The sequence below is a fragment of the Mesorhizobium escarrei genome (genome assembly GCF_935825525.1).
In the GTDB taxonomy this organism is placed as follows: domain Bacteria; phylum Pseudomonadota; class Alphaproteobacteria; order Rhizobiales; family Rhizobiaceae; genus Mesorhizobium; species Mesorhizobium escarrei.
The window spans coordinates 90,689-111,027 of sequence record NZ_CAKXZT010000116.1 but is presented as its reverse complement, the minus strand read 5'-3'; the positions used below and the strand labels follow the sequence as shown (position 1 = coordinate 111,027).

16 protein-coding genes and 1 pseudogene are annotated in these 20,339 nt (G+C 60.4%); 6 read left to right on the top strand and 11 right to left on the bottom strand.

The window, feature by feature from the left end; translation table 11 throughout:
• Nucleotides 1-879: 879 nt before the first annotated feature.
• Nucleotides 880-2,214, bottom strand: a complete 1,335-nt coding sequence (locus NMG80_RS09560; RefSeq protein WP_254017855.1) for a lysine N(6)-hydroxylase/L-ornithine N(5)-oxygenase family protein — start codon at nt 2,212-2,214, stop codon at nt 880-882.
• 722 nt (nt 2,215-2,936) lie between these two features.
• On the opposite strand from NMG80_RS09560, the gene NMG80_RS09555 reads away from it, so the two are divergent.
• The 4 genes from NMG80_RS09555 to NMG80_RS09540 all read left to right on the top strand — a co-directional run bounded on the left by NMG80_RS09555 (nt 2,937) and on the right by NMG80_RS09540 (nt 5,524).
• Entirely contained in the window at nt 2,937-3,125 is a 189-nt protein-coding gene (locus NMG80_RS09555) for a hypothetical protein (RefSeq protein ID WP_254017854.1), read from the top strand.
• A gap of 583 nt (nt 3,126-3,708) precedes the next feature.
• On the top strand, nt 3,709-4,080 hold the full coding sequence (locus NMG80_RS09550; protein ID WP_254017853.1) for an acyltransferase family protein: 372 nt from the start codon (nt 3,709-3,711) through the stop codon (nt 4,078-4,080).
• Nucleotides 4,081-4,220: 140 nt separating this feature from the next.
• Nucleotides 4,221-4,739 (top strand): acyltransferase family protein, encoded by a 519-nt coding sequence (locus NMG80_RS09545; RefSeq protein ID WP_254017852.1) that lies wholly within the window; start codon nt 4,221-4,223, stop codon nt 4,737-4,739.
• Between the two features lie 44 nt (nt 4,740-4,783).
• Nucleotides 4,784-5,524: an SGNH hydrolase domain-containing protein gene (locus NMG80_RS09540; protein WP_254017851.1), complete on the top strand. Its 741-nt coding sequence runs from the start codon at nt 4,784-4,786 to the stop codon at nt 5,522-5,524.
• 876 nt (nt 5,525-6,400) lie between these two features.
• Here NMG80_RS09540 and NMG80_RS09535 read toward each other — a convergent pair.
• The 10 genes from NMG80_RS09535 to NMG80_RS09490 all read right to left on the bottom strand — a co-directional run bounded on the left by NMG80_RS09535 (nt 6,401) and on the right by NMG80_RS09490 (nt 16,901).
• On the bottom strand, nt 6,401-7,288 hold the full coding sequence (locus NMG80_RS09535) for a universal stress protein (protein ID WP_254017850.1): 888 nt from the start codon (nt 7,286-7,288) through the stop codon (nt 6,401-6,403).
• 97 nt (nt 7,289-7,385) lie between these two features.
• Nucleotides 7,386-8,090 carry a response regulator transcription factor gene (locus NMG80_RS09530; RefSeq protein WP_254017849.1) on the bottom strand — a complete coding sequence of 235 codons (705 nt, stop codon included), beginning with the start codon at nt 8,088-8,090 and terminating at the stop codon, nt 7,386-7,388.
• Nucleotides 8,091-8,198: 108 nt separating this feature from the next.
• Complete coding sequence (locus NMG80_RS09525; RefSeq protein ID WP_254017848.1) at nt 8,199-8,678, bottom strand: NifX-associated nitrogen fixation protein; 480 nt, start codon at nt 8,676-8,678, stop codon at nt 8,199-8,201.
• A gap of 17 nt (nt 8,679-8,695) precedes the next feature.
• On the bottom strand, nt 8,696-9,193 hold the full coding sequence (gene nifX, locus NMG80_RS09520; protein WP_254017847.1) for a nitrogen fixation protein NifX: 498 nt from the start codon (nt 9,191-9,193) through the stop codon (nt 8,696-8,698).
• Nucleotides 9,159-10,541, bottom strand: a complete 1,383-nt coding sequence (nifN, locus tag NMG80_RS09515; RefSeq protein ID WP_254017846.1) for a nitrogenase iron-molybdenum cofactor biosynthesis protein NifN — start codon at nt 10,539-10,541, stop codon at nt 9,159-9,161. The genes nifX and nifN overlap by 35 nt, the downstream gene beginning before the upstream one ends.
• Complete coding sequence (gene nifE, locus NMG80_RS09510) at nt 10,538-12,040, bottom strand: nitrogenase iron-molybdenum cofactor biosynthesis protein NifE (RefSeq protein ID WP_254017845.1); 1,503 nt, start codon at nt 12,038-12,040, stop codon at nt 10,538-10,540. The genes nifN and nifE overlap by 4 nt, the downstream gene beginning before the upstream one ends.
• 62 nt (nt 12,041-12,102) lie before the next feature.
• Nucleotides 12,103-13,644 (bottom strand): nitrogenase molybdenum-iron protein subunit beta, encoded by a 1,542-nt coding sequence (gene nifK, locus NMG80_RS09505; protein WP_077378950.1) that lies wholly within the window; start codon nt 13,642-13,644, stop codon nt 12,103-12,105.
• Nucleotides 13,645-13,776: 132 nt separating this feature from the next.
• A complete protein-coding gene (nifD, locus tag NMG80_RS09500) occupies nt 13,777-15,279 on the bottom strand; it encodes a nitrogenase molybdenum-iron protein alpha chain (RefSeq protein ID WP_077378947.1) in 1,503 nt (500 codons plus the stop codon).
• A gap of 95 nt (nt 15,280-15,374) precedes the next feature.
• Entirely contained in the window at nt 15,375-16,268 is an 894-nt protein-coding gene (gene nifH / locus NMG80_RS09495; protein WP_065010720.1) for a nitrogenase iron protein, read from the bottom strand.
• A 414-nt stretch (nt 16,269-16,682) separates the two neighbouring features.
• Complete coding sequence (locus tag NMG80_RS09490; RefSeq protein WP_143744573.1) at nt 16,683-16,901, bottom strand: hypothetical protein; 219 nt, start codon at nt 16,899-16,901, stop codon at nt 16,683-16,685.
• Between NMG80_RS09490 and NMG80_RS09485 the strand changes: the two genes are divergently transcribed.
• Together NMG80_RS09485 and NMG80_RS37800 are read left to right on the top strand one after the other, a co-directional pair.
• The gene (locus tag NMG80_RS09485; protein WP_008878166.1) at nt 16,900-18,117 is read left to right on the top strand and encodes an MFS transporter; all 1,218 of its coding nucleotides are present in this window, start codon (nt 16,900-16,902) and stop codon (nt 18,115-18,117) included. The genes NMG80_RS09490 and NMG80_RS09485 overlap by 2 nt on opposite strands.
• 913 nt (nt 18,118-19,030) lie before the next feature.
• Nucleotides 19,031-20,339 (top strand): annotated as a pseudogene (locus tag NMG80_RS37800) (hypothetical protein); the annotation flags it as partial.

Below are 20,339 nucleotides of genomic sequence, written 5' to 3'. Positions count from 1 at the left end.
GCTTGTCCCCACCTTGTTGGCGTCGATGAGCGATCCGGCTTAGAACGGAACACACCGGAGGCCATCACTCCTGTTGCGTGTTCTCACGCGGGTCAGCTCAGTCACCATCGCCGCACCTCAACTTGCAAAGGCCGTGCCAGCGCGCCTGGCGCGCAGCAAATGCTTTATTCGCTTCAAAAGTCCAACAGGCCCAAGAGGCCGGTTGTTTCGAACCCGACATGTTTTCTGCCGGCTGTAAGTTTTTGGACACGCATCACTCATGCGTCAGTCGATTTTGGACAGCGGAGGCGTTCGCTGTATTGCCGGCGGTAGATTGGCCTCGGCTCGTCGAGCAGCAGCACCCGGCGCCCACTCGAACAACTGGTACCCCACGACTGGCTCGCGCGTGCGACTGACTGCCGGCCGGCTCATGGCTGACCTCTTCTCCTAGAGCCCGGCCCATGAGGGGCCAGGGGCATCGAGTTCGAGCTGCCGCGGGTGCTGCGTATGCTGTTTTTCTAGGCGTCGGACGCCGCATGCACGTCCCATATTTTCATGACCGAGCTCGGGAAGGTTGCTGGTAGTACACAGTACAGGCATTCGCCTCTGCTCCCGCAGGGACGGTCAGCGCCCCAGCCGGGTTCCGGGGTTCCTTAAACTAATCCCAATCACTTGCCTCACCCGACGCAGCCCCGACACGCATCGCAACGGGCGGGAGCCGTTCACTCCACCGACCCATCCATGGGCGTCACGCCCACTGCGCAATTCGGAGTGAGCGACGTAACACGATCTTTACGGCCGTAGGGTGAATGCACCCTCGCAGAATTATGCAGTGCGCCGGTTCAGTCACCATGACTTGGGAGAAGGCTTCGGCCGCTGCAGCGAAGGCCAGATCATTCCTTAGATACCGCCGCCGAGGAGGAGTCTGCGGGTCATATCCCGCTGCCCATCTTCTGCGACGGCGTCGGAACAGCTCTCGACGGAGGTAGGGCAGATGAAGTCAGGAGGCTCGGGATTGACGCGCGGCGCGCTTTCCATAAGGCTATCAAAGATGCGTCGCGCTCGCCAGGCCAGCAGAGTTAGATTCGGATCAGCCAGCCCGCCCTGCCCGACGTTCGCATTGTGTACGAAGATGCGCCTGTCACGCGGTCCGTCCCAGAACACAGAAAAGTCTTCCCGAATTGCCAATTCGTTGTCGATCGTTTCCAGCCGATGCGCGATCGGTTCCAAGAAGCCGGGCACCGCGTTCTCGTAACCGGTGGCAAGGATGACGATGTCGGCGGTGACTTCTTCGACCTCCTCCACCTCGTGCTGCAGGGTGAGCCTGTGACCCGCGCCCACGTTGATGCAGTGCGAGACGGTGCAGCCCGGCTGCAGTGTGATCTCGCATCGGTTTGGCTCGAGAAATGCATGGCGGTACAGCGCCTGATACACCGCGCGCAGTGCGTTTTCCGAAATGCCCTCCGAGGCAAGCATGAAGCGCCGAAGCAACAGTCTGCGCTGCGACTCGCTCATCGCCACGAAACGATCCGAAAGGCAGGGCGTGAACAGCTCGTTTGTGAACGGGCTGTTGTCGATGGCCAGGTAGCTTTCGCTTTGCGAGACCCAAGTGATCGAAGCAGGCCACTGTTCATTCGGACGGCCGACAAGATGCAACAGCACCTCCGCTCCCGACTGTCCCCCGCCCACCACGCAGACATGCTTTTTGTGCACCTCAGGATGGATGTGCAGTATCTCAGATGAGTGGAACAGGTTGGGTCCAGTCCAGCCCTGAAACTGAGATGGGATTTGCGGCTGTCTGCCAATGCCGACTACGACGTTTCTGGCGCCGCGAACCGCGTTGTCCGTCCGCACCCGAAACTCTCCGTCAAAGCGGATCTCGCGCACCGTCTCACCGCCGCGGACAAGGGGGTTCCTGTGGAAAGCCCAGTTCAGGTATTGCTCGAACTCAGCTCTGAGCGCGGCCTCGAACTGTGCATTTAGGAAGTGGTACAGACGCCCGTTCTCGTGCAGGTAGTTTACGAAAGTGTAGGCTGATCGCGGATTCACCAGCGTGATCAGGTCCTTGAAGTGGCTGACCTGGAGCTCCGTGGAATCGAAAGCGCTGCCTGGATGCCAGTGGAAGTCGACTTGCCGATCCAGGAACAGCGCCCCGTGCCCGATTTCCTCGTGTATTTGACACGCGAGGCTAAGATTGGACGGACCGGCACCTACGCCAATGCAAGAGAGCTCCACTTATCTTGCTCCTACAGGTTTCGCAACTGCGCGTGTTCGGGGCGAATATCGGCCCCATCGGCACTGGGCTGACGCTCCGCGCGGGCACTCTGGACCTGGGAGGCGCATGGATCCCAGCCAAGTGATGAGATCGACACTCATGTCGAGGGCGTGTGGGCATGGGCGGGATCGACTTATCTCCGTCCGGTTCGATGATCGCGTCTCGGTCAGCGAGATGCCCTCCAACCCCATTGCGTGTTTGATCGTGCGCATTCGCCCACCTTCAACATGGTGCGCCGACCTTTGACCGGAATAGGGATCAGCGAAGACGCGGTCACGCATGCGGCGAAGCCTTCTTCCGTGAGCCTTATCATAGGAGGACATCCATTGATGTGTTCGGAAGAACTCCTGCACCTAACGTGCCAGAAGCAAATTATCGTGAAAGCAATGGGGAGCGGGTTTGTGATCCTGTCGGGTATCCGACATTGAGGGAAACCTGGCGCCCGCTGCACGTCGCCGTCCTCTCGGGCCGGTGGACTAAGAGCAGTTCCGCACCCGAAAAACTACACGTAGGTCGGGCAACCGCTGGCCTGCCCATGGGGGGACATCCGCTGATGTTCGGAAGGTCCGCTGCATCGAACGTGGCCACAAGCTAACTACCATTAAAACAACGGGCAGCAGGTTTGCAATCCTGTCGGGTGCCGAATCCAAGGGGTAACCTTGCAACGGCAGCGGATTGCCTAATGGCCGCGCCGTCGGCATTCGATCAAAGCAAGCTTATGCTGGCGCGCGAAGAAGCCGACCCGCGCGCCGTTGGTAGCTGTGCTAAGGGGAGTGCCGTGCGCTCGAAGAATGCTGTAAAAGCAGAGATACGAGAGATCCGCGATCGCATGACCGGAGGGCAATTGCCGGATTCCGGACGCCACAGCTAAAAAGCGTCGGGCTCGGTCGAGCTGGTGCTGGGCGACGAAGCCGTCCCGACCTGGGGCCGGGCGCGCCTTGCCGTCGTTTCGCGTGCTGGTGCGTTCAACGCAATCGCTGCTCGATCGCTTTGAGCCGCTTTCCGGTTTCACCGTGATCGACGGTGTGCCCGGTCAAGACAGCCGTCGCTGCTCGCCTGGCCCCGTTCTTGCACGCGTCTCACGACGCCCAAAGCCGCTTGGCACCCTCAGGTCAATCGCAAGGGGAGGCTTTGGGCGACATCCACTGACCGATTAAATGCCGGAGCGACGCAGGCGGCATCCCTTCTGCGATTAATCACCTTCGCCGAGAATCCCATCCAGAGCGTTGAGAAGTTCGGACCGGCTCGAATTTACAGGAATAGTAGATCATCTACCGTTGCGGCGGGTCTCGACGAGATCGTTGCGCGAATTGGAATGGGTCCGGTTCGGTTCTTGATCGCAGTTGATGGCCCGCATTCATATCGTAGATGGGCTTCATCGAAACGATCGATTTTACGAATAGTAACGAACATGAAAAAGCGCTGCTCGGGACGTTTTGAGGACGATCAGCGGCATGAAGTACAGAGCGGACATCAGCGGTCTACGGGCCGTCGCCGTTGTTCCTGTTGTCCTATATCATGCTGGCTTTTCAGCAGTCAGCGGCGGGTTCGTTGGGGTCGACGTCTTCTTTGTGATCTCCGGCTTCCTGATAACGTCCGACATCATCGAGCGGACAGACAGAGGCGAATTCTCGCTGCTGGACTTCTATCACCGCCGCGTTCGACGGATTCTCCCCGCCCTCTTCGCGATGCTCGCCGCCTGTTTTTGCGATGGCGTGGTTTGTGCTGCCGCCGGGAGAGTTCATTGGGTTCGGCAACAGCGCCATCGCCGCCGCGGTTTCCGCCAGCAACTTCTTTTTTTACCGCAACACCAACTATTTCACTGAAGCCGCGAACTCGCTCCCGCTCCTGCACCACGGTCGCTGGCCGTCGAGGAGCAGTTTTACTTGCTGTGGCTTTGGCAGTCATACTCATGATGCGATGACTGAGACCGCGGGCGTCAATCATCGTCGCAGCGCTATTCCTCATGTCCATCTACGCCGCTCAGCACTGGCTCCAGAGCGACCCGCCCTTTGTATTTTACATGCTTCCGATGCGCGCTTGGGAACTGCTCGCGGGCCGGCTGATCGCGCTGCGTGTGGCTAAGGCAATGAAGCCAAACCAAACGATTGCGGAATTCCTCGCTGCCTCAGGTCTGGCGCTCATCACCGCTTCACTCTTCCTGATCGATGAAGATACGCCATTTCCTGACCTCTATGCGCTTGCTCCCTGCATTGGAGCAGCGCTCATCATCGCCGCCGGCTTTCACCGCGAAACAACAGTCGCAAGGGCGCTGTCGATCGGGCCTGCCGCCTTCATCGGCCTCACATCCTACTCGCTCTACCTCTGGCACTGGCCGTTGCTGGTCTTTGCTGGCATCTATCGAAATCGCGAATTGTTCGTCTCTGAACGTGTCGCCGTCGTAATGGCCGCTCTGCTCGTTTCTGCCCTCTCATGGCGCTTTGTCGAGCGCCCGTTTCGCCGTAGAGCCACAGGCTGGACGTGAATGGTAACGGCCGTCGGCACTATGGCTGCCGCGTGCTGTCTTCCGTGGCTATCATCAACAGCTCCGGCTTCCCCAGCCGGGGTCCTGACGGCGGCCCGTCTGTTCAAGCGCTCAAAGCGGAAACAGCCAAGTTCGAAGCATCTCCCTGTCTCGAGCGTGGCGGGCTCATCCCCAAAACGGGCGAATGCCTCCTCGGCTCCGGCAATATCGCTCCGACGATCGTTTTGTGGGGCGATTCTCAGGCTGCCCATCTTGCCCCTTCTTTAAGCGAGGCCGCCCGGACCACAGGCGTGCGCGTCAGACAGATCACAAAAGCAGGATGCGCTCCTTTCCCCAACATGACGATGCTTCCCGCCAGTCCATTCACAGCGGATTGCCCGGCCTTCAATTCGTCTGCGCTCCAATCGGTGCTTGCCGATCGCAACGTCACACTCGTGATCCTGGCAGGCCGCTGGAACACCTACTCGGGGCGTGGAGGCAGCTTCCTTTCGAAGGATGGAAGCTGGCCTTCGCAGGAGGCTTCCAAAGCGAACTTCACGTCCGCCATTAAAGAGACCGCGGCCCCACTCGCGACCCGTGGCATCAAGACCGCCGTGGTTGGACCAGCCCCAGAACCGCCCACCGATGTGCCGACTTGCCTTATCCGTGCGGACTTCATGAATGGCGATGCGCCGTGCTCCACCATGCCGGCCGAGAGGTCTTGGCAGAACAATCAAATCCTCGCGGATCTGCTGCCACGAACCGTACAATTCGTCCCCATAGTTCCCAGCTCTGTGTGGGCATGAAAAGTGCCCCTGAAATCAGGTGAAGACGTCTTCTACCTTGACGCGATCCACCTTTCGCGGGCGAGCCGACATATCCTCGCCCCCATTTTCGCCAAGGTCATCTCTTCGCCAGCCATGGATCTGGACTAAGGCAGGCTGGAAAGGATCGCGCATGGCCGCGGTGCAGCGCGGGCTAACCCTCAGCAAGGACTGCAGCGAAGTATTCGTCATGGTATCTCCCGTCAGTGCTCAAATCTGCAGCCACGACCTTGAGCCTAATTGATTGGGGTCCAACCGGCAGAGTTATGCGGCTCGACAGCACCGCACCGCCGCACCCATCCATGCCCAATTACCAGCAGCTTTCTGTGGACGCAGGTGCGGGTATGGTTCGAGTTCCCGTGCGCGCGCAGAAAGTGGGCGCGGACGACAACCAACTATGCCCGCGGCCGCCTCAAACGGGTCGAGTCCACCTTCAGCTGCTCGAACTCACCCGCATTGAGCTATGTGGAGCACGCAGCGGCGCTATTGCCCCTGACAACTGGGCCAGCCGTGGAACAGTGGTAGGGCATGGTCCGCCACGGCGGGTGCTGGCCGGCGGCAACGGCTCCGAACCTAGGGCTGCCGCGCTGACACGCCTCTCCTCCTCGACTTACGCCAACCTACGAAGCCGTGCTTTGATTGCGTCGAGCAGCGTCCCTGCGGGCCCTTGGTCTCCGCGCCGAATCATCTCCGGCGAGCAGAACCCTAGCAGCAACTGAAGAAGGGGGCATATTCCCGGCCGCGTCGCGTGCAGATTGGCTCCGAGGAGCTTCGCGCCGTCGCGATGTTTCTCCCGATGGCATCAGGTCACCCAGGGGAGTAAAGCTTTGAACGGCATGGGTGCAACTCCGGAACGAGTCAGCGCGCCAAAAACAGTGGCAATGTCGGCTTCTCAAAGATCCATCTCGTCGCGCCGCCAAAGAGCCGCTCACGCAGCCGACGGTTGCCATAAGCGCCCATGACTATCATGTCGGCAGAAATGTCGATTGCGTGCTGCGCAAGCACCGTGGCCGCCGGTTTGCCAGCACTTGGCAGTAGGTCAACCGACACCCGAGCACCGTGCCGAGTGAGATAGGCAGCGATGTTGGCTCCAGGCTCCGCGCCGTTCCCGTTATAGTTCGCCTTCGGATCGACCAGGGCAACACGAACTTCCTCAGCAGCGCATAAGACACCCAGCGCTTCACGAACCGCACGGGACGCTTCGACTCGCGAATCCCAACCGACCAGGACGCGCTTTGGCCATAGGGTCGCCTCAGCGCCCTTCGGCACAACGAGCACCGGCCTTCCCGTATCGAACAAGCAGCCGTTGACAACAAGAGGTCCGAGATTCTCGTCATTGAGGAGACACGGTCCGATGATCGTGAGGTCTGCGCAGAGCACGCGCTGTCGTGCTACTTCACCGAGGCTGGCCGGATCGCAATAATCGGTGTCAACGTCATAGGAAAGGCACATCGCTCTTAATAGTCTTTGGATATCTTTGGAGCGCTTTGCCAGTCTTGCCACGTCCTGTGTAAATCGATCGATTTGCCGAAACCGGTCATTCAATCTGGCAATTGCCTGTCCACGTCCTCCAGGCCACTCGGGGACACCATCTCCGATCGACGGATACGACATAAGGAGCATCGGAGGCGTTACAACCAGTACGGAAAGGTGCGCTCCGACTTCGGCACACAAGCCGGCGGCAGTTCTGACGTCCTGATCGGAATCGTCAGCGCCGGTCACACAGAGTACGCTTTTAAAAGCCATTTGCCTGCTTCTCCTGAGTATTCGTTTAGGGGCGTTTCAGGCCGCAAGACCGGCTCACCGCGCGAGGGAAGGGAGTGGCACCACACCCGCACTTGATTCAGTCGTCCGGCTTCTCGATCGAGTAGCCGGCCGACCTGACGGTGCGAATGAGGCTGCCGGGCGAAGCCGTTTTCAGGGCTTTTCTGATCCGGCTGATATGGACATCGACGGTGCGTGGACCGACATGGATGTTGGACGGCCAGGCCGCGCCGATAAGTTCGTCCCGGCTGAAGACCTTCCCGGGAGCTTCAATCATAAGCCGCAGCACGTTGAACTCGATGGGTCCGAGGTGGATGTCGTGGCCATTGCCGCGAACCCGGTGGGCGTCGAGCTTCATCTCGAGGCCGCCACAAGAGAGCCAGCCGCCGTTTTCAAGACCATTCGCACCCCGCTTGGTCAGCGACAGCCTCGCGCGTAGACAGTCGAGCAGCTTGGCCGGGGCGATCGGCCGCACAAAGCTCTCGTCAATGCCAGCCTTCAGGAGATCGAGGTGCTGGTTCTCGGCGCCGGGCGCGATCAGGGCAATAATCGGCAGCCCGCCGGTCCGGGGCTCCCGCTTGAGCCGGGCGCAGATTGCAGACCCGGTTATGCTCGCTGGCCCGCAGTCCAGCACCACGGCCTTGAATTCCCGTTCGTCGGCCAATGCAAGCGCTTCCTTGGCGCCGCCTGCCGGCTCACTGGCGAAGCCGTCCACCTCCAGTATGTGGCTCAGGAACAGATAGAACTCGGTATCATGCGAACAGATCAGGACAAGTGGCTTCATCGGCGCTACCTCAAGAGCCCCATCGGCCCGGACCGCGTCGGCTGCGCAGGCTGGCCATCGCGGCTGCTCAAGACTTGTCATGACCCCTTCGCTCGACACCTGCTCTCATCACGCGCGCGCTACCTCGGGATAGGTTTCGATGGCTGCGATTGCGTCGCCGACCAGTTTCGTGCCGGCCTCGGCGAGCTTCCGGAACGTCTCGAAGCCGAACCGGTGGACGTCGCGCAGCGACTTCGAGAGAGCGACCAACCGCCCGGCCGTGAAAAGCACGCGCCCAAAGCCTTCATGGCTCAGCTCCATCATCGGCGATGCCATCAGGCCGCAACGCTCCTCGATCGCAAGCCCAACGGCGGCGTAAAACATATCAAGCCTCCACAGCACGTCCGGATCGGGATCGCCGATGATCGGGATTGCACGGCGCTGTTCCTTAGTGATGATGAAGGCGGCCAGCAGCTCGGTGTCCGCTTTGCCTTCCCAAGCCCCGTAGGAGTCCTGAGCACGGATTAGCCGCACGAGGCATTTGAGAAACGGGCTGGCAAGCGCGATCTCGTCCTCGGCGACAGCAGGGCTAACGGCAGGGTCGGACATGTCGCCTTCTCCTCATTTCAGTCGTCTTCCTCGAAGGACGGCTTCTTTTCCGCGACACCTGCCTCAGCCAGCACCTTGCGCAGCCATGGGGGAGGACACGTCCTGAGCATCATCTGCGTACGCAACAGCACCTCCTGGATACTCTGAGGCTGCCGCACCTTGATCGGATGGATCTTTGCCGAAACAAGCTTGGCTGCCGAAGGTCCGCCGATCGCCAGACAAAACAGGAGGTGGCAGCCCTTCAGCGCTTCCACCTTCGGTGCGATGCGGTCATCCCCCTCGGTCCGATGTTTCCCCCTTTCGTCGGAGACGTCGTCGAAGGCCAAGGCTTCCACGAGGTTCCACTCCTCGCGCCTCACATCGTAGATGACAAAGCGCTTGGCCGACCCGAAATGTGCATTGAGCTCCTTCATGTCTTGGGTTGCGATTGCCACGCGCAAAGCGCCTGCTTGTCGTTTACGCATCGGACCTTGAACCTCGTCAGTGACGAGCGAGAGGCGACGAACGGGGCCCACCTGGCGTTTCCCGCTTGCGGAATGGATCAAGTTCCTCAGGCGTCGGCGCATGCCGGTCGGCTTGGAACATGTTGGCAACCTCGAAAACCAGATCACGGGTCCCTTGATAGAGGATTGAGAGCTTGTGCTGGCTGCCGAGCCGGTCGAAGACGGGGAAGCCGACGCGCATGAGCGGAATGCCAAGGCGATGCGACGCCTGGCGTCCATGGGAATGGGTGACCAGAAGATCAGCGCCGCCGGCAAGCGTTTCCAAATCGCCGAGATCGCCGATCTGAATCGACTCCGCCGGTACCTTTTCCAGAATTTCCGACATATCGGTCGTCGTGACCGCCGCCGTGATTTCGGAGCCCATGTCCACGAAGAAGGTTGCGTATTGGTAGAGTTGGTCTGGTTCAGCAGCGATCGCAATTTTCTTGCCTCCGAAATGGAAATGTCCGTCGAGCAACGCATCCTGCAATTGCGCCCGCCGACGGCACACGCCTGCCAGCACAGGCTCGCCAGAAATCCTGGACAGCAGGGAAACAAACTGATCGGCGTCCTTCAATCCGGTCAGTGACTCGAACAGCACGTAAGGGACGCCGGTCACCTTGTGCAGCACCTCGGCCGGCCGGCGCATATGCTCGCAGATGGCAATGCAGTGCTCGGCCGCGCCGAGCTCGCGGATGTCCTCGACGCTCGTACCGCCATAGGTGGTCGGGACCCAGTGGTCTGGTACAGTACCGTCAAGCGAGCCTGAGAGGTCCGGCAAAATCACCGGGTGCAGCCCAAAGCTTTCAACCATCTCGCGCAAATGCTCGATGTCAGCCACAGTGAGGTTCCAGCCGGGCAGGATTGCGATCTTCTTTGACTGGCGCGCCCGCTCGCCAGGCCGCGTAATGCCTTCGATCATCGCGGTGACAGCCTTGGACCAGCCCTCTTCGAGGGCGCCGCTGAAATCCGGCGTGTTGGCCAGCACAATCTCCGTACCCGCGAGTTCTTCCGCCCGTTTCAGCCTGATGTCGGCGATGTCGCCTGCGGAATCTTCGCCACGGGTTTCCACCAGGGCCGTCGTGCAGACCCCGATCAGCTTTGGCTTCGTGCGAGTCTTGAGATTGAGGATCGCCTCTTCCAGATTGTCTGACCCGCCGAGGATGGTTGTCACTTCATCCATCGCGGTGGTCTGTAGGGGAATCGTTTCCTTGAAATGCCGCACGAAGAGCACGAGCGCGAAGCTGGTGCAGCCTTGAGTGCCGTGGAACAGCGGCACTGCGCCGTCGATCCCGAGAAAGGCCAAGGCGGCACCCAGCGGCTGTGACGATTTCAGCGGATTGACCGAAGCTGATTTAGTCTGGGAAACGACGCGGCTCATCGGATTTCCTCAACGCTCGCCGAAATCGTCGGCGTCGTGCCGGCGAATTCCTGGGCAGAGTGCACCGTCGCGGTCTCGTTCTTCGTGCTCGGCTGTTCGTCCTTCACACCAGGCTGGCAATCCCACGGGGCCCGCTCCCGCACCTGGGACCAGATCGGGTTTTGAATGGCGAGGTCGATCTGGCGTACGAGTTCCACCATGCCGTCATAACCAGCGTATGGGTGTTGGCGCTCCTGGTTGATGTCGAGCCAGGGCGTCTTGGCCTTGAGCGCGACGAATTGCGTGCGCCCGCCCGACAGCATGATATCGGCCTTGCCTTCTGAGAGCATGGCGTAAAGGTCGCGCGCTGCCATCTGCTCGAACAAGTGGTTGTCGTCCTTGAGGATCTGTTTGATGCGCTCCTTGTCTTCGACCGTGGATTTCTTGACCGAGGTGCCGACGATCTCCATCCCGATCTCCATCAGCGCGTGGACGACCGACCAGGACTTGACACCACCCGTGTTGAGCAGCACGCGCTTGCCTTGAAGGCGGGCTCGGTAGACCTCGAGTTTGTTCCATGCAATCGCCTCCTGATCGGCGATCAGCGTCTCTGTGCGGCCTAGGATCTCCGGATCGGCGCCCTTCCTCACCAGCAGCCTAGCAATGTCGCGGAGTGCTTGCGACGTGTCGGAGATGCCGTAGAAGGAGCCCTCGAAGAAAGGGATGTCCCAGCGCTCGTCCATCTTGCGGGCTAGATTGATGAGGGACGTCGAGCACACCACCATAGCCGCCCGGGCGCGGTGCGCGGAAGCAACGTCGGTATAGCGCGCGTCGCCCGGAATGCAGGCGCGTACCCGGATCCCGAGCCGATCAAGGAGCGGCTTTATCAGCCAGAATTCGCCGGAAAGGTTGAATTCACCAAGGATGTTGATGTCGTACGGCCCGGCGTCGTCGGGTTCCACCGTGCCGATGACATGATCGAGCAGCGCCTCGGCGGCGAGCTTGTTGCCGAGGTTCTTGGAGCCGGCCAAGCCCGGCGCATTGATCGGAACCACGGCCAAGCCGAATTTTTCGGCGGCGCGTTTGCAGACTGCCTCGATATCATCGCCGATGAGCGCCGTCACGCAGGTCGAATAGACAAAGACTGCCGGCGGCGCATACGCTTCCTTGATTTCGCGGATCGCCTTGAAGAGCTTCCGCTCGCCCTGCCCCATCACCACATCGAGTTCGGTAAGGTCGGTCGTGAAGCTTGTGCGCCACAAGGTTGGCCCAGACGAAGCTGCACCGCGGTTGTCCCAGGAATTGCCCTCGCAGGCGAGCGGCGCATGGACCAGGTGCGCAACGTCAGTGATCGGCTGCAGGACGATCTTGGCCCCGTCAAAGGCGCAACCGCCCGCTGCCGCTCCCGGCGTCAGCGGCCTTGCGCAGCCCTCCTTGCGCGCCTTGGCATCCTTGCCACGGTTCTTGTCGCAGGCAGGCTCGTCGAAAACGTCCTGGATCTTGGCACTGAGCGAGGTCATTGCGTCAGTCTCCAAAGTCCATTCGGCAATGAACAGCCTGGGCGAAAAGCCGGCCGTGTCTTCTAGCGGGTGAGGTCATAGGAATAGTCCGTCACGCCCGTCTGGCTCGTCTCGCGATCGAGCTTGTCGAAGATCTTGTCGAGGATCGTCGTCAGCACGCGTAATCCGCCCTGGTAGCCCATGAGCGCAAAGCGATGGTGGTGGTGCCGGTCGAAGATCGGAAACGTCAGCCTGATCAGCGGGGTGCCGGTGTCGCGCTCCAGATACTTGCCATAGGAATTGCCGATCAGCAGGTCCACTGGCTCGGTGAAGAGCAGCGACCGCATAGCCCAAAGGTCCTTGCCCGCCCAGACCTGAGCGTCCTTGCCGAAGGGCGAGGATGCAAGCAGTTCCTTCAACTCGGCTTCCCACGCCGAGGTGCCGTTGGTGGCGAGGCAATGTGTCGGCTCGCCGCCCGTTTCCATGACGAAGCGGGCCATGGCGTACACGAAGTCCGGGTCGCCGTAGATCGCGTATTTCTTGCCGTGCAGCCAGGACTGGCTGTCCGCCATGGCATCAATCAGTCGGCCGCGCTCCAGCCGGATTGCCTCGGGGATTTCCTTCCCGGAAAGCGCCGAGATCTTCATCAGGAATTCGTCAGTCGCCTGGACGCCGAGCGGATAATGGAACGAAGCCGTAGCCTGCCCGACTTGCCCGCAGTAGTCGAGGGTTTTTCGGGTGTTGTAGTACTGCAGTGAAACCGTCGCCTCGGCGTCGAGTGCCCGCTTCACCTCTTCGATCTTCGTGCCGCCGTCATACATGCGGTATTCCCCGTCCGATGGCGTGTCGAACTGGTCAGACGCGTCCTGGATGAAGGTGTAGGACACACCCATCACGTCGAGCAGGCGCTTGAGTTCCCGGTTGTTGCCAACGCAGAAGCCGTCGAAGCCCGGAATGACGTTGATGGTTCCCTTGGCTTCCGTGCGCTCCTGGCCTTTCCAGAAGTGCTCCAGAATGCCCTTCAGCATGCCATCATAGCCGTCGACATGGCTACCAACGAAGGCGGGCGTGTGGGCAAAGGGCACGTCAAAGTCGCGCGGGACCGATTTTTCGTCTTTGGCGTTCTCGATGAAGCTGTGCAGGTCGTCGCCAATGACCTCCGCCATACAAGTCGTCGACACTGCGATCATCTTGGGGTCGTAAAGCTGGTAGGTGTTGGCGAGCCCGTCCACCAGGTTCTTCAGGCCTCCGAACACTGCCGCGTCCTCGGTCATCGAGGAGGAAACCGCCGAAGCAGGTTCCTTGAAATGGCGCGACAGGTGCGAGCGGTAATAGGCCACGCAGCCCTGGCTGCCGTGGACGAAGGACATGGTCCGCTCGAAGCCCGCGGCCGCGAACACCGCGCCGAGCGGCTGGCAGGCCTTGGCGGGGTTTATCACAAGCGCTTCTCGGGCGAGGTTCTTTTCGCGGTATTCCCAGGTCTTGGTGAATTCGCCTTGATCGGTAACGATCTGATCCGGGTGCGGACATTCGAAATTCAGCTTCTTCTCGGCGAGCATTTGCCTGTATTCCGGCTCGCGGAACAGGGGAGCGTGGTCGAGAATCTTTTCGGCCGACTGCGGCATTGGGGTTACCTCTTTTTCATCTGGCCGCGCCATACGGCAGCTCAGGTACGTCGAGACGTTTCGGGCTTCCCGAGGCTCACAAGCTCGCGGGGTTCATGGTCTCTCTGGGGAGACCAGGCCAGGATAGGGTGTCTATTCGGCAGCTATCGCCCGCCCACTGGGCGGGCGTTCTTTCCAAGGGGCCTGGTAGAGATCCCAGACCGGATTGTTGATGGCAAGATCCACGTCACGTGCGAAAATGGCAAAGCCGTCATAGCCGTGATAAGGTCCCGAATAGTCCCAGGAGTGCATCTGACGGAACGGAATGCCCATCTTCTGCACCGGGTATTTTTCCTTGATGCCGGAGCCCACGAGGTTGGGGCGAACTCCCTCGATGAACTTCTCCAACTCGTAGCCGGTAACGTCGTCATAGATCAGCGTGCCGTTCTTTACGTAGTGACTGGTGCGCTGATAGTCATCGTTGTGGCCGAACTCGTAGCCGGTGCCGACGATCACCATGCCGAGGTCCTCGTAAGCTGTGATGACATGGCGGGGGCGCAGGCCACCGACGTATAGCATGACGGTATTGCCTTCGAGACGCGGCCGGTACTTGGAGATGACGGCGTCAACAAGCGGCCTGTACTTGGCGATCACCTTCTCGGTTTTCTCCTCGATTTCCGGCCCGAAATGCTTGGCTATGTTGCGCAGAGAGGTCTCGATCTGGGACGGTCCGAAGAAATTGTACTCCATCCAGGCGACGCCATACTTTTCCTCCATATGCCGGCAGATGTAGTTCATCGAGCGGTAGCAGTGGATGAGATTGAGCTTGGCCTTTGGCGCGCGTTCAATCTCGGCGAGTGTTGCGTCGCCCGACCAGTTGCCGACCACGCGCAATCCTATCTCCTCAAGCAAGATGCGCGAGGCCCAGGCGTCGCCGCCAATATTGTAGTCGCCGATCACGTTGACGTCGTAAGCACCGGCCTCAAACTCAACGTCCTTCTTGTCGAAGACCCAGTCGCGGATCGCGTCATTGGCGATGTGATGGCCGAGTGATTGCGAGACGCCGCGGAACCCCTCGCAGCGCACCGGCACGATGGTCTTTTTGTACTCCTTGGCCTTCTTGCGAGAAACTGCCTCGGTGTCATCACCAATGAGACCGATCGGGCATTCGGATTGCACGGTGATGCCGTTGTTCAGCGGAAACAGCACCTCGATCTCGTCGATGATCTGTTCCAGTTTCTTGTCACCGCCGAAGACAATGTCTTTCTCCTGGAAATCGGAGGTGAACTGCATTGTCCCGAACGTGTCGATGCCCGTTGTGCCCACATAGTAATTGCGGCGCTGTGACCAGGAATATTGGCCGCAACCGACGGGGCCGTGCGAGATATGGACCATATCCTTGACTGGGCCCCAGACCACGCCCTTTGAGCCGGCATAGGCGCAGCCGCGGATGGTCATCACCCCGGGGATGGACTTGATGTTCGATTTGACGTCGCATTCGGAAAGGATCTCACTTTCCCCCCCAGCCTCAACCCCGCTCTTTGCGATGCTGAGGTGTTTTTTGCGGCGCTTCGCCGCTTTGTCGGGATATTGCGATAGCACCTCCTCAATAAGCTTTGCATGGAGAGCACCATCATTCTCGTATTCCAGGCTCATGGGACCCCTTTCAAGGTGTCTGGTGACGCCTCACCGACGAGGCGCCGTTCTTTGCAAGGCGCGCGCCAACTCAAGGAGGCGCCCAATATCGGTCGTTACTGGGCGGCCGCCTTCGCCGCTTCCTTGGCCTGAAGCTCGGCAAGCATCTGCTCGTCGGTCTTCATGATGCCGAAATCGAGCAGCATGTCCTCGAGCTCCTCCATGGTGATCGGCGTCGGAATGGTGCCCTGGCCAGAATTGGCATGGATCTTCTCGGCCAGCGCGCGGTACTCTCCGGCCTGCTTGGAATCCGGCGCATACTGGATAACTGACATCTTCCTGAGTTCGGCGTGCTGGACGATGTTGTCGCGCGGCACGAAGTGGATGAGCTTGGAATTGAGCCTGGAAGCCAGTGCTTCAGCGAGGTCGAGCTCACGGTCGGTTTGACGCTCGTTGCAGATCAGCCCTCCGAGCCGCACGCCCCCTGAATGGGCGTATTTCAGGATGCCCTTGGCAATGTTATTGGCGGCATAGAGCGCCATCATCTCCCCGGACATAACGATGTAGATTTCCTGCGCCTTGCCCTCGCGAATCGGCATCGCGAAACCGCCGCAAACCACGTCCCCGAGCACGTCGTAGGAGACATAGTCGACATCGTCGTAGGCGCCGTTCTCTTCGAGGAAGTTGATTGAAGTGATGACGCCTCGGCCGGCGCAGCCAACACCCGGCTCCGGGCCGCCGGATTCCACGCATTTGATGCCTCTGTAGCCAATCTTGAGCACGTCCTGCAGCTCGAGATCTTCCACCGAACCTTCCTGTGCCGCGAGATGCAGGACTGTATCCTGAGCCTTCGAGTTCAGGATCAGGCGGGTGGAGTCGGCTTTGGGGTCGCAGCCGACGATGAGGATTCTCTGTCCGAGGTCGACAAGGGCGGCGAGCGTGTTTTGGGAGGTGGTGGACTTGCCGATGCCGCCCTTTCCGTAAAAGGCGATCTGACGCAGACCTGACATTATAGATTTCCTTCCTTCGTTCCATCCGTCGCGGCTGGCCGCATTATGAATGCCGATGGGCAGCTTTTGCAGCCTCACACCGAAAGGGTCTCAAGACTCGTGCCAAGTAGACTGGCTCATAACCAACAGGGATTTTTTCGTTTGTGTCCCGCGATTTAGCCTGAGCTCCAACGAGTGTTTGCTGCCAAACAAGTGATTGTCGGAACAAGCCCTGTAGCGGACCCGACAATGCCCGACACAAGGCGTCAGCTTCGAGACCGCTAGGGAGGAAGCTGGGCCTTCGAGCTAGAGCCGACTTTTGGCTGCATACAGGCGGCGGCAAGCGACCGGCTGCGTGCCCCGCTGCGGGACATCAGATGTCCGTGCTTGGTAGCTGGTTGCGCCTGGCTGGTTCGAGACTGGCCCGCGAAGTCGTCATGGAACATGCCTGATGCGACGCCTTCCGACGATCACATCCTTGTCCGGCTGGGACAAACCGGCACTGATATTGCACGCGGTGCTTTCACAACATGTCGGGCAGCGATGAACATTCCCTTCGTGCGACGCAGCCGGCAACGGCGTGCTCCTGGCATGAATGCGGGTCAATGCAGCCAACCCATGTTGCAGTGCACCCGAGCTGGCGAGCTTATTCATGACCGACTCCGCGACAAGCTTCATGGAGACTTTTCTGCACGGCCCAGAAAAGCCGGATCAACGGTCTCGTCCCGCATGGGGCGCGGTCATATCGCTTGCCCTGGGCACCTTCGGGCTGGTGGCGGCAGAGCTTTTGCCTGCCAGTGTGCTGACGCCGCTCGCGCATGATCTGCATGTCACAGAGGGTGCGGCTGGACAGACGATGACAGCGACGGCGATTGCCGCGGCAATCTCTGCGCCGACGGTCGCCTTCATAACAAAGCGCCTGGACCGTAGGATCGTCCTGTGGGCGATGATGCTGCTTCAGATCCTGTCCAACCTTCTGGCTGAGCTCGCGTGGTCGCTGCCGGTTTTCCTGGCGGCACGGGTCGTGCTCGGCATTGCGCTTGGAGGCTTCTGGTCGATTTCGGCATCGCTGGCGATGCGGCTCGTTCCAAATCACCTCCTGCCGCGCGCCATGTCAATCATCCTCACCGGCGTTTCGGTCGCTATCGTTTGCACGCCTCCAATCGGCGCCTATGTCGGCGACATCTGGGGATGGCGAGCCACCTTCGTGATCGCCGCAGCCGTCAATGCCGTTACACTGCTGGTGCAACTCGTAACCATTCCGACGTTGCCGCCGGTTGAAATGGCTGGATTCCGCGGTCTGCTGAATGTGATCAAGAAGCCAACCATCAAGGTCGCGCTTTTGGTCGTACTGCTGGTCGCTTCTGGGCACTTCGCCAGCTTCACCTATGTCCGGGTTTACCTCGAGAAGATTTCCGCGCTCCATATCGAGACGATCTCGCTGCTGTTGCTCGTTTCTGGCGTATGCGGCTTCTTCGGCAATTTAGCCGGCGCATTCCTGGCGAAACACAGCCTCAAGGCAGTCGCGGCGCTGCCGCCCCTGCTCATGGCGATAGCCGCTGTCTCGTTGCTGATGCCTGGGGCATCGGCCTCCGCCTCGGCCATTGCGGTTGCTGTATGGAGCTTTGGCTTCGGTGCGGTGCCGGTGGGGGTACAGACTTGGATGGTGCTGCGCGCCGTTCCCGAGCAGGCCGAAAGCGCCGGTGTGCTGATGACCTCAACGTTCCAAATTGCCATCGCAGCCGGCGCGATCTTCGGCGGACTGCTAGTGAATAATGCCGGCGTGGCCAGTGTGTTTGCCTACAGCGCAGTAGCCACGTTCCTCGCCGCCCTGACAGTGTTCTTGCTCGGACCGAAGCGCGAACCCTAGACCGCCTGACACAGGCCAGTGCAGCACGGGGAAAGATGCAATCGCATCAGCCGCGCGGCGCGATCCTGCCACGACTACTTTGTCGGTTCAGGGCTTCGTCTCGCCTATCGGATAGGCCGCGTGGAGTTCGCGGCTACTGCCTCCGCTTGGGACCCGACCAGTGCCGGTCGCCTCGCCTCGCCGGCTTCACCGTTCGCGGCTACAGGAAGTGCATCAGCGTTCGCCCGGGCGGAGTTGGTCAGGGTATCAGGGAGAAGTTCCTCGTCAGTTAGTCGTCAGCCAAGCGGTCTATTAGACCTGCCGCGCCTGACCAGCCTGAACCCATAGGAGTGCTGATACATAAACTGAGGACAGCATGTGCGGCGTGATTCGATCGAGTACGAGTCCCGACCGATTTTGGTTGCTGCTGAGCAGTACTGGGTCACGTCGTCGGTCCGGGCTGGCCGTGACGATTGACGAAATCATGCCGCTGGTTCTCAGAGGTCATGCCACCTGTCATCTAGGCGATTGCACTTACCCCGCCAAAGCCCTGATGCACTACGGCTGAGTGACATCAGCCCCAATCCATAGGCAGCGCGTTCTCGCCTATATCGGAGATGAATAAATGACGGGCATTGGCCGATCTGGAAAACCGCGAATTGGGGATGCTGGAGCCGGATCGAGCAGTTCGCGCTCGCAATCAAGTCTTGCCTCCGGGGAAGGCAGCCAATCATTCGGTTCCGTCCTGGAGCGGATGCACTCAGAGCCTCAAGGTAAAGGTTCACCCTCGGCGGGCGTTGGGCGCGGTGCCCATGATGAGCTTGGCGGCAGATCCTCCGGCCCCTCCGTCCCCTCACATCGAATCCCGGCTGCTGCGCCACGTGCGGCCGCCGGGCCACGTGCAGCCAGTCCGCGCCGGCGCGGTGTTCACCCAATGTCGGATGGTGAAGCCCTGGCGCCGGTGGCCAGCCAGTCGCCAACTTCGGCTGTGGCAGTCCCCATGTCCTCGTCAGGCGAAGAGATCAACACGGCAAAGGGACAAATGCACGTGCTGGTTCAGGAAATCGAGGTTCTCGAGAAAGAGAGCCTGCCAAACGGAGCATCGTGGGAGGAGGCGCAAGACGAGCTCGATCAGCTCGTCAATGCCGGCGCAAAAGTTCTGCACTACTACGCGAGCCTGCCCCCCCATGTGGCGCGTAGCATTCTGTCCGACGCTGATGTGCGTCAGTACCGCGACGACATGGTCCGTCGGGCGGAAAGTGGCAACATGGTGGCCGAGGCGATCTTCGAGAAGGAGGAAGAGGACCGGAAGCGGGTGGCCGGCATTCTCCACAACTTGGTCAAAGCCAATGCCACCCTCGACCAGCTGAGCCGATCGGCTCCCAGTGCAGCGAAGTATCACGTGGCCCGCATGGAGTTTTATGACAAGAAAGTACAGCGCTACGAATGCATGCGGTCCGTCTGCGCCGCGACTGCCAACTTACCAAGCTCAACAGCCGAGATGCGGCAGGAAGAAGAGGCCGCACTGCGGCTGCACTCCGGCGGGGTTGTCAATTCAAAGGTAAGGCAGCTGCAATCGCGGATCAATCTCGCACAGGTCAACATGGCCCCCCAGGCGATCATGCTCGAAGCACCAATCAGGGAACTCCTCGTCGGTGAGAACGGGCAAGGGCGCCTGCTGGATAACTTCATCACCGACGTTTTTCCGGCATTCCTCTCGACGGGCGACGCTGTAATGAAGAACAAAGGGCGCCCGCTCGACGCAGAGCACTGCGCCGTTCTGGAAGGAGTTGTGGAGCGGCTTTCGGAATTTGCGTCGGCCTCGCACTCCGTGGTTGCCAGGCTTAGGGATCACCAAACAGGTGCCGGTCTCCCATTGGAACTGTTGAGCCAGATCGTGGACGACGCCTGGATCACTGCGGACGAGGTCATCCATCTCCTGGAACTGCAGCCGAAGCCGCCAGCCATTGCGCTGCCGGCCGACGCTGGTGCTGCGATACCAGCCGAAACTGCCGGCAAGATTACAGTGGCCGAAAGCACCACAGCGCCCAGAAAAAAAGGAAAAGGCAAGCGGGCCGCCCGCGCTGGGAGTTCGACGGCCCGGCGGCCCGAGCCGCAAGCCGCTGCGCCCGTCAGGGACCCTGCGCCAGAAGCCAAGGTTCTCGTGCGCTCGGATCTAGGCACGAAGAAGCTCGTGAGCGCGAGCGAGGCGCATGCGAGTGCGTCGGCGGCGGGCGCAAACT

Bases quoted from the DNA above. Each gene is read 5' to 3' on its own strand.
- nifH (WP_065010720.1), bottom strand. From the start codon at position 16,268: ATGTCAGGTCTGCGTCAGATCGCCTTTTACGGAAAGGGCGGCATCGGC.
- NMG80_RS09490 (WP_143744573.1), bottom strand. From the start codon at position 16,901: ATGAATAAGCTCGCCAGCTCGGGTGCACTGCAACATGGGTTGGCTGCA.
- NMG80_RS09550 (WP_254017853.1), top strand. From the start codon at position 3,709: ATGAAGTACAGAGCGGACATCAGCGGTCTACGGGCCGTCGCCGTTGTT.
- NMG80_RS09555 (WP_254017854.1), top strand. From the start codon at position 2,937: ATGGCCGCGCCGTCGGCATTCGATCAAAGCAAGCTTATGCTGGCGCGC.
- NMG80_RS09545 (WP_254017852.1), top strand. From the start codon at position 4,221: ATGTCCATCTACGCCGCTCAGCACTGGCTCCAGAGCGACCCGCCCTTT.
- nifE (WP_254017845.1), bottom strand. From the start codon at position 12,040: ATGACCTCGCTCAGTGCCAAGATCCAGGACGTTTTCGACGAGCCTGCC.
- nifK (WP_077378950.1), bottom strand. From the start codon at position 13,644: ATGCCGCAGTCGGCCGAAAAGATTCTCGACCACGCTCCCCTGTTCCGC.
- nifN (WP_254017846.1), bottom strand. From the start codon at position 10,541: ATGAGCCGCGTCGTTTCCCAGACTAAATCAGCTTCGGTCAATCCGCTG.
- NMG80_RS09535 (WP_254017850.1), bottom strand. From the start codon at position 7,288: ATGGCTTTTAAAAGCGTACTCTGTGTGACCGGCGCTGACGATTCCGAT.
- NMG80_RS09530 (WP_254017849.1), bottom strand. From the start codon at position 8,090: ATGAAGCCACTTGTCCTGATCTGTTCGCATGATACCGAGTTCTATCTG.
- nifD (WP_077378947.1), bottom strand. From the start codon at position 15,279: ATGAGCCTGGAATACGAGAATGATGGTGCTCTCCATGCAAAGCTTATT.
- NMG80_RS09525 (WP_254017848.1), bottom strand. From the start codon at position 8,678: ATGTCCGACCCTGCCGTTAGCCCTGCTGTCGCCGAGGACGAGATCGCG.
- NMG80_RS09485 (WP_008878166.1), top strand. From the start codon at position 16,900: ATGACCGACTCCGCGACAAGCTTCATGGAGACTTTTCTGCACGGCCCA.